At 65.3% G+C, this 12994-nt stretch carries 13 protein-coding genes; 12 read left to right on the top strand and 1 reads right to left on the bottom strand.

Translation table 11 applies throughout. The features are described 5' to 3' along the window. The first annotated feature begins 22 nt into the window (after window positions 1–22). From flgH to A7D16_RS07210, 10 genes are all read left to right on the top strand, one after another. A complete protein-coding gene (gene flgH / locus A7D16_RS07255) occupies window positions 23–715 on the top strand; it encodes a flagellar basal body L-ring protein FlgH (protein WP_064631237.1) in 693 nt (230 codons plus the stop codon). Between the two features lie 10 nt (window positions 716–725). Continuing rightward, on the top strand, window positions 726–1844 hold the full coding sequence (locus A7D16_RS07250; protein ID WP_064631234.1) for a flagellar basal body P-ring protein FlgI: 1119 nt from the start codon (window positions 726–728) through the stop codon (window positions 1842–1844). 1 nt (window position 1845) lies between these two features. After that, window positions 1846–3024, top strand: coding sequence for a flagellar assembly peptidoglycan hydrolase FlgJ (locus A7D16_RS07245; protein ID WP_064631232.1), 1179 nt, complete (start codon window positions 1846–1848; stop codon window positions 3022–3024). Between the two features lie 11 nt (window positions 3025–3035). Continuing rightward, window positions 3036–4910, top strand: a complete 1875-nt coding sequence (gene flgK, locus A7D16_RS07240; protein ID WP_064631230.1) for a flagellar hook-associated protein FlgK — start codon at window positions 3036–3038, stop codon at window positions 4908–4910. Next, window positions 4910–6115 (top strand): flagellar hook-associated protein FlgL, encoded by a 1206-nt coding sequence (gene flgL, locus A7D16_RS07235; RefSeq protein WP_064631228.1) that lies wholly within the window; start codon window positions 4910–4912, stop codon window positions 6113–6115. Before flgK ends, flgL begins: the two co-directional genes overlap by 1 nt. A 318-nt stretch (window positions 6116–6433) precedes the next feature. Next, complete coding sequence (locus A7D16_RS07230; RefSeq protein WP_064631226.1) at window positions 6434–7636, top strand: flagellin; 1203 nt, start codon at window positions 6434–6436, stop codon at window positions 7634–7636. 268 nt (window positions 7637–7904) lie between these two features. Next, window positions 7905–9230: a flagellar filament capping protein FliD gene (gene fliD, locus A7D16_RS07225; protein WP_064631225.1), complete on the top strand. Its 1326-nt coding sequence runs from the start codon at window positions 7905–7907 to the stop codon at window positions 9228–9230. A gap of 150 nt (window positions 9231–9380) precedes the next feature. Further along, a complete protein-coding gene (gene fliS / locus A7D16_RS07220) occupies window positions 9381–9794 on the top strand; it encodes a flagellar export chaperone FliS (RefSeq protein WP_023903949.1) in 414 nt (137 codons plus the stop codon). 8 nt (window positions 9795–9802) lie between these two features. Next, window positions 9803–10096: a hypothetical protein gene (locus A7D16_RS07215; protein ID WP_064631223.1), complete on the top strand. Its 294-nt coding sequence runs from the start codon at window positions 9803–9805 to the stop codon at window positions 10094–10096. Continuing rightward, complete coding sequence (locus tag A7D16_RS07210) at window positions 10096–10662, top strand: PilZ domain-containing protein (protein WP_064631222.1); 567 nt, start codon at window positions 10096–10098, stop codon at window positions 10660–10662. The genes A7D16_RS07215 and A7D16_RS07210 overlap by 1 nt, the downstream gene beginning before the upstream one ends. Window positions 10663–10705: 43 nt before the next feature. Here A7D16_RS07210 and A7D16_RS24050 read toward each other — a convergent pair whose 3' ends face one another. Next, window positions 10706–10843 (bottom strand): hypothetical protein, encoded by a 138-nt coding sequence (locus A7D16_RS24050; RefSeq protein WP_239686961.1) that lies wholly within the window; start codon window positions 10841–10843, stop codon window positions 10706–10708. On the opposite strand from A7D16_RS24050, the gene A7D16_RS07205 reads away from it, so the two are divergent. Together A7D16_RS07205 and rpoN are read left to right on the top strand one after the other, a co-directional pair. Continuing rightward, window positions 10778–11365, top strand: coding sequence for a response regulator (locus A7D16_RS07205; protein ID WP_221205632.1), 588 nt, complete (start codon window positions 10778–10780; stop codon window positions 11363–11365). The two genes, A7D16_RS24050 and A7D16_RS07205, sit on opposite strands and share 66 nt — an antisense overlap. A 221-nt stretch (window positions 11366–11586) precedes the next feature. After that, window positions 11587–12990 carry an RNA polymerase factor sigma-54 gene (rpoN, locus tag A7D16_RS07200; RefSeq protein ID WP_064631220.1) on the top strand — a complete coding sequence of 468 codons (1404 nt, stop codon included), beginning with the start codon at window positions 11587–11589 and terminating at the stop codon, window positions 12988–12990. The last annotated feature ends 4 nt before the right edge of the window (window positions 12991–12994 follow it).

The raw sequence follows: 12994 nt of genomic DNA, 5'->3' as shown, positions 1-12994 counted from the left end.
CGCCTTCTCAGGAACTCACGCCATGTCCCGCCTGCCCTCTCTCTCCTCTCTGTGCTTCGCCATTGCCTGCAGCGCGCTGCTGGGTGGCTGCGTGGCAGCCGGCGATGTGCGGCCGTTCGCCGAACTGGCGCCGATCGTACCGGTGGTGGCACCGACCGCGCAGCCCACCGCCGGTGCGATCTACGCCGCCGGCCCGAGCCTGAATCTGTATGGCGACCGCCGCGCCCGCGATGTCGGCGACCTGCTGACGGTGAACCTGGTGGAAAGCACCACCGCCTCGTCCACCGCAAACACCAGCATCAGCAAGGCCGACACCGTGGACATGAGTACGCCCACGCTGCTCGGCGTGCCGCTCACCGTCAACGGCACCGATGTGCTGCGCAACTCCACCAACGGCGACCGCAGCTTCGACGGCAAGGGCAACACCGCGCAAAGCAACCGCATGCAGGGCAGCGTGACCGTCACCGTGATGCAGCGCCTGCCCAACGGCAACCTGGTGGTCCAGGGGCAGAAGCAGTTGCGCCTGACCCAGGGCGACGAGCTGGTCCAGGTGCAAGGCATCGTGCGCGCCGCCGACATCTCTCCGGACAACACCGTGCCCTCGAGCAAGGTGGCCGACGCCCGCATCGCCTACGGCGGCCGCGGCGCGATCGCACAGTCCAACGCAATGGGCTGGCTGAGCCGCTTCTTCAATTCCCGTCTGTCGCCCTACTGAGCCTGCGACCATGAACCTGTCTTCCCTGCCCTTCCGTCTGCTCGTTGCCGCTGTCGCGCTGTGCGCGATCGCCGCACCGGCCTCGGCCGAACGCATCAAGGATCTCGCCCAGGTCGGCGGCGTGCGCGGCAACGCGCTGGTCGGCTACGGCCTGGTGGTTGGCCTGGACGGCAGCGGCGACCGCACCAGCCAGGCGCCCTTCACCGTGCAGAGCCTGAAAAACCTGCTCGGCGAGCTGGGCGTCAATGTTCCGGCGAACGTCAACCCGCAGCTGAAAAACGTCGCGGCCGTAGCCATCCACGCCGAGCTGCCGCCGTTCGCCAAGCCCGGCCAGCCGATCGACATCACGGTCTCCTCGATCGCCAATGCGGTGTCGCTGCGCGGCGGCTCGTTGCTGATGGCACCGTTGAAAGGCGCCGACGGCCAGGTCTACGCGATGGCCCAGGGCAACTTGGTGGTCGGTGGTTTCGGCGCGCAGGGCAAGGACGGCTCGCGGGTGTCGGTCAATATTCCCAGCGTTGGCCGCATCCCGAACGGGGCGACCGTCGAACGCGCGCTGCCGGACGTGTTTGCCGGCAGCGGCGAGATCACCCTCAACCTGCACCAGAACGATTTCACCACCGTCTCGCGCATGGTTGCGGCGATCGACAGCAGCTTCGGCGCCGGCACCGCACGTGCGGTGGATGGCGTGACCGTGGCAGTGCGCTCGCCGACCGACCCGGGCGCGCGCATCGGCCTGCTGTCGCGGCTGGAAAACGTCGAACTCTCGCCCGGCGACGCGCCGGCCAAGATCGTCGTCAACGCACGCACCGGCACCGTGGTCATCGGCCAGCTGGTGCGGGTGATGCCGGCGGCGATCGCGCATGGCTCGCTCACCGTGACCATCAGCGAAAACATCAACGTCAGCCAACCGGGCGCCTTCAGTGGCGGCCGCACCGCGGTGACGCCGCAATCGACGATCACGGCCACCTCCGAAGGCAGCCGCATGTTCAAGTTCGAAGGTGGCACCACGCTCGATCAGATTGTCCGCGCAGTCAACGAAGTGGGCGCGGCGCCCGGCGACCTGGTCGCCATCCTGGAAGCCCTGAAGCAGGCTGGCGCGCTGACGGCGGAGCTGGAGGTGATCTGACATGCGTATCGCAGCCTCGCCCATTGAGCTCAATCCGAGCACCAAGGCCGATCCGGCAAAGATCGACAAGGTCTCCCGTCAGCTCGAAGGCCAGTTCGCGCAGATGCTGGTCAAGAGCATGCGCGACGCCAGCTCCGGCGACCCGATGTTTCCGGGCGAAAACCAGATGTTCCGCGAAATGTACGACCAGCAGATGGCCAAGGCGTTGACCGAGGGCAAGGGCCTGGGCCTGTCGGCGATGATCTCCAAGCAGCTGAGCGGCGACACCGGCGGCCCGGCCTTGAACACCTCGCTGAGCACCGCCGATGCGGCCAAGGCCTATTCGCTGGTTGCCGGCAAGCGCGATGCCTCGTTGCCGCTGCCCGCCCGCGATGGCGCGGCCAGCGGCATCGGCGCAACCCTGGGCGCGGCGGCCAAGCTCGGCGCAGGTGCGCTGGGCGGCGTCGGCATGAGCCAGGTGCTGGACCTGATTGCCGGGCGCACCGGTGCTGGCGAATCCGGCGGTGACGATGCGGCCGCACTGAGCTGGCCGTCGGCCAACGACCGCTGGGCCGATGTAGCCGCCAGCGACGCGGCCGACGCCAATGCCGCCGTCAATGCCAGCGCCGCCAGCAGCGCCGCGGCCAGCCTGGGCGAACGCACCCCGGAAGGCTTCGTCGCCAAGATCTGGACGCATGCGCAAAAAGCCGCACGCGAACTGGGTGTGGACCCGCGCGCGCTGGTGGCGCAGGCCGCACTGGAAACCGGCTGGGGCCGGCGCGGCATCGGCAATGGCGGCGATTCCAACAACCTGTTCGGCATCAAGGCCACCGGCTGGAACGGCGCAAAGGTCACCACCGGCACCCACGAATACGTCAACGGCGTCAAGACCACCGAAACCGCGGATTTCCGCGCCTACGGCTCGGCCGAGGAAAGCTTTGCCGACTATGTGCGCCTGTTGAAAAACAACAGCCGCTACCAGGGCGCACTGCAGGCCGGCACCGATATCCGCGGTTTTGCACGCGGCTTGCAACAGGCCGGGTACGCCACCGATCCAGGCTACGCCGCCAAGATCGCCGCAATCGCCAACGGCCCGACCATCGACCGTGCGGTCGCCGCCATCGGCAACGCAGCGGCAGATCTGTCCAACCGTTACGCCAGTACCGCCGAGCCTGCCGGGCTTGGCACCATCCGTCGTTGAGGTAAACGCCCATGTCCATCATGTCCACCGGGACCAGCGCGCTCATCGCCTTCCAACGGGCGTTGTCGACCGTTAGCCATAACGTCGCCAACATCAATACCGAAGGCTATAGCCGCCAACGTGTGGAATTTGCAACGCGCACGCCCACCGACATGGGCTACGCGTTCGTGGGCAATGGCGCCAAGATCACCGACGTGGGCCGCGTGGCCGACCAGTTGGCCATTTCGCGCCTGCTCGACAGCGGCGGCGAACTCTCACGCCTGCAGCAGCTGTCCTCGCTGTCCAACCGCGTGGACGCGCTGTATTCCAATACCGCCACCAACGTGGCCGGGCTGTGGTCGAACTTCTTCGACTCCACCAGCGCGGTCTCGTCCAATGCCTCCTCCACCGCCGAGCGCCAGAGCATGCTCGACAGCGGCAACTCGCTGGCGACGCGCTTCAAGCAGCTCAACGGGCAGATGGACAGCCTGAGCAATGAGGTCAACAGCGGACTGACCTCGTCCGTGGACGAAGTCAATCGCTTGACGCAGCAGATCGCCAAGCTCAACGGCACTATCGGCAACAGTGCGCAAAACGCAGCGCCGGACATGCTCGATCAACGCGATGCGCTGGTGACCAAACTGGTGGGTTACACCGGCGGCACTGCGGTGATCCAGGACGGCGGCTTCATGAACGTCTTCACCGCCGGCGGCCAGGCGCTGGTGGTGGGCACCACCTCCTCCAGGCTCACCACCGTCGCCGACCCGTACCAGCCCACCAAGCTGCAGGTGGCGATGCAGACCCAGGGCCAGAATGTCAGCCTGAGCGCCAATTCGTTGGGCGGGCAGATCGGCGGCCTGCTGGAATTCCGCAGCAGCGTGCTCGAACCGACCCAGGCCGAACTCGGCCGTCTGGCGGTAGGCATGGCCAGCACCTTCAATGCCGGCCACAGCCAGGGTATGGACCTGTATGGCGCGATGGGCGGCAACTTCTTCAACATCGGTTCGCCGACCACCGCTGCCAACCCGAACAACACCGGTAGCGCCTCGCTGAGCGCCAGTTTCAGCAACATGAGCGCGGTGGACGGCCAGAACGTCACACTCAGTTTCGATGGCACCAACTGGAAGGCCACCAACGCCAGCACCGGCTCTGCGGTGCCGATGACCGGCACCGGCACCCCGGCCAACCCGCTGGTGCTCAATGGCGTGAGCATGGTGGTGGGCGGCACGCCGGCCAACGGCGACAAGTTCCTGCTGCAGCCTACCGCTGGCCTGGCCGGCACCCTGTCGGTGGCCATCACCGACCCCTCGCGCATTGCCGCGGCCACCCCGGTCAAGGCCACCGCCACGGTGGCCAACCTGGGCACCGGCAAGATCAGCGACGTCAAGGTCACCAACGCGCAGAACCCGGGGCTGCTGGCGCCGGCGTCGGTGGAATTCATCGACGCCAACCAATACACCATCGATGGCACCGGCCCGTTCGCCTACACCGCCGGCCAGACCATCAGCGCCAACGGCTGGAGCTTCGCGCTGGATGGCGCCCCCAAGGCCGGCGACACCTTCGGCGTCGGCCCGACCGGCGCCGGCTCCAGCGACAACGGCAATGCCAAATTGCTGGCCAAGATCGACGATGCCAAGGCACTCAGCGGCGGCACGGTCACGCTCAACGGCGCGCTGTCGGGCCTGACCACGTCCGTCGGTTCGGCTGCGCGCGCGGCCAATTATTCGGCCGATGCGCAGAAGGTCATCAACGACCAGGCGCAAGCCAGCCGCGATTCGATTTCCGGCGTCAACCTCGATGAGGAAGCCGCCAACATGCTGAAGCTGCAGCAGGCCTACCAGGCCGCCGCACAGATGATTTCCACCGCCGACACCATCTTCCAAGCCATCCTGGGCGCCGTACGCTGATGACCGACCGTATCTCCACCAGCATGATGTACAGCCAGTCGGTCGCCTCGATGGGGGCCAAGCAGGCGCGGCTGAACCAGCTCGAATCGCAGCTGTCCAGCGGCCAGCGCCTGGTCACCGCCAAGGACGACCCGGTTGCCGCCGGCACCGCGGTGGGCCTGGATCGCGCGCTGGCCGCGATCACGCGCTTTGGCGAAAACGCCAACAATGTGCAGAACCGCCTGGGCCTGCAGGAAAACGCACTCTCGCAGGCCGGCGACAAAATGGCGCGCGTCACCGAGTTGACGGTGCAGGCCAACAATTCCTCGCTCAGCCCCGACGACCGCAAGGCGATCGCCTCGGAGCTGACCGCGTTGCGCGACAGCATGGTCAGCCTGGCCAACAGCACCGACGGCACCGGGCGCTATCTGTTCGGCGGCACTGCCGATGGCAGCGCACCGTTCATCAAAAGCAGTGGCAACGTCACCTACAACGGCGACCAGACCCAGAAACAGGTAGAAGTGGCGCCGGACACCTTTGTCAGCGACACCCTGCCCGGCAGCGAAATCTTCATGCGCATCCGCACCGGCGACGGCACCGTGGACGCGCACGCCAACGCCGCCAACACCGGGACCGGGCTGCTGCTGGATTTCAGCCGCGATGCCAGCACCGGCAGCTGGAATGGCAGCAGCTACAGCGTGCAGTTCACCGCTGCCAACACCTATGAAGTGCGCGACAGCACCAATGCGGTGGTCGGCACCGGCACCTATAAAGACGGCGAAGACATCAACGCGGCCGGCGTGCGCATGCGCATCAGCGGCGCACCGGCGGTAGGCGACAGTTTCCAGATTGGCGCTTCCACCACCAAGGACGTGTTCTCCACCATCGACGATCTGGTCGGCGCGCTGAACTCGGACACGCTGACCCCGCCGCAGAAGGCGTCGATGATCAACACCTTGCAGTCGTCGATGCGCGACATCGCGCAGGCGTCCTCGAAGATGATCGATGCGCGCGCCTCCGGTGGCGCGCAGTTGTCGGCGATCGACAATGCCAACGCCTTGCTCGAATCCAACGAAGTCACGCTCAAGACCACCCTGTCGTCGATCCGCGACCTGGATTACGCCTCGGCGATCGGGCAGTACCAACTCGAGAAGGCCTCGTTGCAGGCCGCTCAGACCATTTTTCAGCAGATGCAGTCGTCGTCGTTGTTCAACCTGATCCGCTGATTTGCCGCAGAAAACCTGGGTTTTCTTCGCTCCTGCGCGTGGGCACTTGCGCAGGCGGACGGAGTTTATTTTTCGAAGAGTTATACCAGCGCTAAAGATTGGCGGGGTGCTGCCGAATAAACCAAACCCCTTGATACGCAACGCTTACGTAGTTCGTCCTGACGCAGAAAAACAGTAAAAAAATACTGAATTCCGCTAAAGGTTCCCGATACATCGCCGTTATTCATCTCAGCAGCGGCAACGGCCAACTTGATGGCCCCCCTGCGGAGGCTCCGGGCAAGTCCCCCTTGCCGGAAAAATCGCTTAGGAGAAATCAAAATGGCACAGGTAATCAACACCAACGTAATGTCGCTGAACGCTCAGCGTAACCTCAACACCAGCAGCGCCAGCATGTCGACGAGCATCCAGCGTCTGTCTTCCGGTTCTCGCATCAACAGTGCCAAGGACGACGCCGCGGGCTTGGCGATTCGCGAACGCTTCTCCACCCAGATCCGTGGCCTGGACGTCGCCTCGCGCAACGCCAACGACGGTATCTCGCTGGCCCAGACCGCCGAAGGCGCGATGGTGGAAATCGGCAACAATCTGCAGCGTATCCGCGAGCTGTCGGTGCAGTCGTCCAATGCCACCAACTCGCAGACCGACCGTGACGCGCTGAACTCGGAAGTCAAGCAGCTGACCGCCGAAATCGACCGCGTTGCCAACCAGACCAACTTCAACGGCACCAAGCTGTTGAACGGCGACTTCTCCGGCGCGCTGTTCCAGGTCGGCGCCGACGCCGGCCAGACCATCGGCATCAACACCATCGTCGATGCCAACGTGGACGCGTTGGGCAAGGCCAACTTCGCTGCCGCTGTCTCTGGCGCAGGCGTAACCGGCACCGCGACCGCATCGGGTTCGATCACCGGTATCTCGCTTGCATTCAACGACGCCAGCGGCAGCGCCAAGACGGTGACCATCGGCGACGTGAAGGTTGCCAACGGCGACGATGCAGCGACCATCAACAAGAAGGTCGCTGCAGCGATCAACGACAAGCTCGACCAGACCGGCATGTATGCCTCGATCGACACCGGCGGCAACCTCAAGCTGGAATCGCTCAAGGCCGGTCAGGACTTCACCTCGCTGACCATGGGCAGCACCACCGGCGCTACGGGTGTCACGGTCGGCGCCGGCCTGCAGACCGCTTCGGCAGCCTCCGGCTCCACCGCAGTCACGCTGACCAACCTGGACATCTCCACCTTTGCCGGTTCGCAGAAGGCCCTGGAAATCGTCGACAAGGCGCTGACCGCAGTCAACTCCTCGCGCGCCGACATGGGTGCGGTGCAGAACCGCTTCACCTCCACCATCGCCAACCTGAGCGCCACCTCGGAAAACCTGTCGGCCTCGCGTAGCCGCATTTCCGACACCGACTACGCCAAGGAAACCGCCGAACTGACCCGCACGCAGATCCTGCAGCAGGCCGGTACCGCGATGCTGGCCCAGGCCAAGTCGGTTCCGCAGAACGTGCTGAGCCTGCTGCAGTAACTTGCAGTCATCTGCCGCAGCAGTGCGGCAGCGCTCCGCGCAGTCCAAAGCCCCTCTTCGGAGGGGCTTTTTTGTGGCCGCTGCCCTGGCACAGTGACCAAGCGGGTTTTTGACGCCGGCCGCCGGCCCTGTGCGGGTACGGAACTTGCATGACTTCATCCGTGAGCGTGATCCATCGCTGCCGCTAAAGTCCTCCCGGATGCGGCCGATACCCGTCACGTAATCCCATGCGTCCGTCTGTTTCGGACGCCCAGACGAGGAATGCAACATGGCATCGGTGATCAGCACTTCCGCCTCCGGGTTGGACATCCCTACCGTGGTGTCCACCCTGGTGTCCCGGCAGAAAGACCCCGAGCAGGCACGCATCAACAAGGCCGGCACCGCTGCGACGACGCAGCTGTCGGCAATCAGCCAGATCAAGAGCAGCATGACCACGCTCAAGTCTGCGCTGGACAAGGTGGTCAGCAGCGCCGACACCAACGCCTACAAGGCCACGGTGCCGACCGATGCCGGCTTCACCGCCACCACCACCAGCTCGGCGGCGCCGGGCAACTATTCGGTGGAAGTGGTGTCGCTGGCGACCTCGCAGAAGCTGGCATCCGGCGCATTCACTGCCGATGCCACCGTGGGCAGCGGCACGCTGACCATCGGCTACGGCGACCAGAGCGTCACCGTGGACATCAGCGGCACCGACAAGCTCACCGATATCGCTGCGGCCATCAACAAGGCCGCCGGCGGCAAGGGCGTCACCGCCAGCGTGATTACCGCCAACGATGGCCAGCATCTGGTCTTCAATGCAGTGGATTCGGGCACCAAGGGCGCGCTGACCGTCAGTGCCAGCGACCCCAGCCTGAGCAGCCTCACCTACGGGCCTGGCGTCACCGGCGGGCTGAACCAGACCGTGGCCGCGGCCGACGCGCTGGTGCGCGTGGACGGCTTCGAGCGCACTTCCAGCTCCAATACCGTCACCGACATCGTGCCAGGCGTGGTGCTCAACCTCACCAAGGCTGCCGAAGGCACCAAGTTCAACCTGGGCGTGGCAGCCGACACCAGCGGCCTCAAGGGCAACCTCACTGCCTTCGCCGCGGCCTACAACACCGCCAACACGTTGTTGAAGAACAGCAGCAGCTACAACGCCGAAACCCGTACCGCCTCGGCATTGACCGGCGACTCGTTGGTACGCGGCCTGCAGCAACAGCTGCGTGGCCAGGTCAGCGGCAACGTCAACGAACTCAAGGCGCTTGGCCTGACCATCGACAAGGATGGCGTGATGAGTTTCGACGGCGGCAAGTTCGACACCGCCATCGCGTCCGACGGCGGCGCCGCAGCCGAGGTGTTCGGCAAGGACAGCAAGTTCGGCGGCACCCTGACCAAGCTGCTCGACAGCAACGTCAACGTCACCAACGGCACCCTGACCCTGCGTTCGGACAGCTTGAACAAGACCATCAAGGGCTACGAATCGGACCTGGACGATCTCGATGCACGCATGGAAAAACTCAGCGACCGCTACACCGCCCAGTTCACCGCGATGGAAACCATGATCAGCAAGCTGCAGAGCAGCACCAGTTCGCTCAGCAGCCTGCTGACAAGCTGATTTCCGTGATGACGATCCTCAAGTCCCGCAAGGGTCTTGCCGATACAAGAAGGGCCTATCGTGATTTCGGCCTTGCCTTCCGGCAGGAGCGTCGTCGCAGGAGCACAGCGCTCCGGGACCAGCGAAGGTCAGCCCATTGAGGAGTCATCCATGTACGGTTCCAATCGTCAGTATGCCGAGCAATACCGCAAGGTCGGCGTGTCCACCAGCGTGACCGAAGCCGACCCGCACAAGCTGGTGTCGCTGCTGTTCGCCGGTGCCTGCCAGCGCATCCGTCTGGCCCAGGCCTGCCTGGCGCAGGGCGACCAGGCGCGCAAGGGCAAGGCCATTGGCGAGGCCTGTGCGATCGTCGGTCACTTGAACGGTTCGCTCGATCACGAAGCCGGTGGCGAGATCGCTGGTAACCTCTCTGCCCTGTATGACTACGTGATGCAGCGGCTGACCGCAGCCAACCTGCACAACGACGAGACTGCGTTGACCGAAGCGCTGGAGTTGCTCAGCGAAATCGACTCGGCGTGGAACTCCATCCCCCTCGAACAACGCGGTCTTTCCGCCGTTTCGTGAGTCCTGCCATGCATAGCGTGCAAAGCCTTCAAGCAGAAATCGCCGACCTCCGCATCGCCATGGCGCAAGAGGAGTTCGAGGACATGCCGCTGATGCTGGACGCCCACGACCTGCACCTGCGCCAATACGCGCAGCAGGTGGATATCCAACAGGACCGCGACGCGCTGCAGACCTTGTTGACGATGCACCAGGACCTGATGCGGATGATGCGCGAGCGTCAGCGCAAGTTGCTGGACCTGATCCGCGCACAGCGCACCTCGTCCTCGGCCAGCCGCGCCTACGCCCGGGTCGGCCGGATCTGATGTCCGCGCTCGGCACACTCGCGCCATCCGCCGATGCCGAGCTGTTTGCCGACACGCTCAGCTGCGAACTGCAGCTGCCGTCCGGCTTCCGCGCCGGGAGCGATGCCGGCGCGCACAGCGCCGCAGAAACGCTGCTGCGTAGCCTTGGCCAGGTCGAAGACCTGCGCAGCGACGAAACCAGCGAAGACCGCGGCGAACTGCCGCTGCTGGTGCAGCGCATGGATGCCAAACTCGATCTGATGCTGGCGCTGATCGGTCGCCTGGTGCGCCAGGGCGACAGCGGCCTGACCCAGGGCATGGTGCATTGGTCGGTGCGCGGAATCCGCCTGAGTTGCGCAACCACCCACGCGCCGGGCACGGCGGGCAGCGTTTGCCTGCAGCCCTCCGACTGGCTTCCTGAATTGGTACAGCTTCCTGCCACAGTGCTGGCAAGCGCTAGCGACGGCCATGATTCCTGGCTGTGGCTGCGGTTTGCCCCGCTCGCACCCGGCCTGCAGGACGCGTTGGAACGTCACCTGTTTCGCCTGCATCGCCGTCAGATCGCCGACGCCCGTCGCCAACGCTGATCCCGATGGTTGGCGCGGGGCGCCGGGTCAGCTAAGGTGCCCTTTACTGAAAATAGGTCTCTTCTGCGCCGTGCGAGTCATCATCGTCGACGATCACACCCTTGTACGTGCCGGCCTGTCCAGGCTGCTGCAAACTTTCGCCGGCATTGATGTCGTGGGCGAAGCGAGCAACGCGCAACAAGCCCTGGACATGACATCCCTGCACCGGCCCGACCTGGTGTTGATGGACCTATCCCTGCCCGGCCGCAGCGGCCTGGATGCCATGACCGACGTGCTGCGCGCCGCGCCACGCACGCATGTGGTGATGATGTCGATGCATGACGACCCGGTGCACGTGCGCGACGCACTCGATCGTGGCGCGGTTGGTTTCGTGGTCAAGGACGCCGCACCGCTGGAGCTGGAGCTGGCCTTGCGCGCCGCCGCTGCCGGCCAGGTGTTCCTGAGCCCGCAGATCTCGTCCAAGATGATCGCGCCGATGCTGGGCCGCGAAAAACCGGTCGGTATCGCTGCCTTGTCGCCGCGCCAGCGCGAGATCCTGCGCGAAATCGGCCGTGGACAGAGCAACAAGGAAATCGCCGCCGACCTGGGGATCAGCGTCAAGACGGTCGAAACCCATCGCGCACGCATGATGGAATCGCTCGGTTGCCGTCGCGCCAACGACCTGGTGCTGCTGGCGGCCAAACACCACAACGAGCTGGTCTGACGCGCCGAACCCGGTGCGTGCCGTCAGGCCAGCGACGGTAAAAACCGTGACAGGATTCCGTCGGGCATGCTTGAGCCCGCCTGCAATGTCAGGAAGTTCCTGACAGACTGTCGGGAAAATCATGAGTCACCTCACCTGACTCCCTGATTAGAAACCCGTCGCGTTGTCCTGCAAGATGCATTCCATCGCTGCTGCACGCAGCGCCCTTCGGAAGCGCTTCCATGAAGACGACCATTTCCGCCCAGCTTGGCCAGCAACTGCACCTCACCCCGCAGCTGCTGCAGTCGATCCGTCTGTTGCAACTGGACGGCATGCAGTTGGAACTGGAAATCCGTCGTGCCCTGGAAACCAATCCGTTGCTGGAGTTGGAAGAGCTGGCCGACAACGGGGACGCGGCCACCACCAACGACGATGGCGCCAGCGATATCGCCGCGTTCGACGAGCTGCCGGAAAGCACGATGTGGGACGTGCAGAGCAGCAGCTGGAACGATGGCGACGACGACCGCATGCAGCGCGTGGCCGCCGGTGAGTCCACCGACCCGCATGTGCGCATCCTGCGCGAGCTGGCGCTGGACCTGGACGAAGCGGCATTGGGGGCCGCTGCGTTCTGGCTGGAGCAGACCGACGACGCAGGGTACCTGACCGAAGCGCTGGCCACGCTGCAGCAGCTGGGCGCCACCCGTCTGGGGATGACCGTGCAGGCGGTGGAAGCGATCCGCCAGCGGCTGCTGCACGGCGACCCGGCCGGCCTGGCCGCCTGCGATCTGCGCGAGTGCCTGCAGGCCCAGTTGACCGCCCTGCCCGGCCGCGTGCCGGCACGCCATCTGGCCGCGCGCATCCTCGATGGCGACCTGGAACTGCTGGCCGCGCATGACTACGCGGTGCTGGCGCGTGCGCACGATGCCGAAGTGGACGATGCGCGCGAGGCGGTGCGGCTGATCCTGTCGCTGCAGCCGCGCCCGGGCGACGACCTGCTGCAGGAAAGCAACGCCAGCGTGATCCCGGATGTGCTCGCCTGGCATGCCGATGGCAGCTGGCGCGTGGCCCTCAATCCGGCCACCACCCATCGCGTCAGCATCAACCCGGTGCACGAACGCGCGCTGGCCGAAGCCGGCGACGCGGCGCAGCCATTGCGCGACATGCTGCAGGAAGCGCGTTGGCTGACCCGCGGGCTATCGATGCGCTACGAAACCCTGCTGCGCGCAACGCGCGCCATCGTCGAACGCCAGGCCGCCTTCCTGGCGCGCGGCGAAGAAGCGATGGCGCCGCTGACCCTGAAGGAAATCGCCGACGAGATCGGCATGCACGAATCGACGATTTCACGCATCACCACTGGCAAGTACATTCAGACCCCGCGTGGCACCTTCGAACTCAAACACTTCTTCGCGGTGCGGCTGGAAGGCGCCAGCGTCTCCGGCCAGGCCGTCAAGGCGATGGTGCGCCGTTTGATCGAAAGCGAACCGGCCGGCCGGCCGCTGGCCGACGAAGCCATCGCCGGATTGCTGTCGCGCCAGGGCGTTAATATCGCCAGGCGCACCGTTGCCAAGTACCGCGAACAACTCGACATCGCCCCGGCACGCGAGCGCCGCCGCACCAACAAACCGCTGCTTGCCCGGGCAGGATAAGGAC

The organism is Xanthomonas nasturtii (assembly GCF_001660815.1).
In the GTDB taxonomy this organism is placed as follows: domain Bacteria; phylum Pseudomonadota; class Gammaproteobacteria; order Xanthomonadales; family Xanthomonadaceae; genus Xanthomonas; species Xanthomonas nasturtii.
This window is presented reverse-complemented; position numbering and strand designations above follow the sequence as displayed.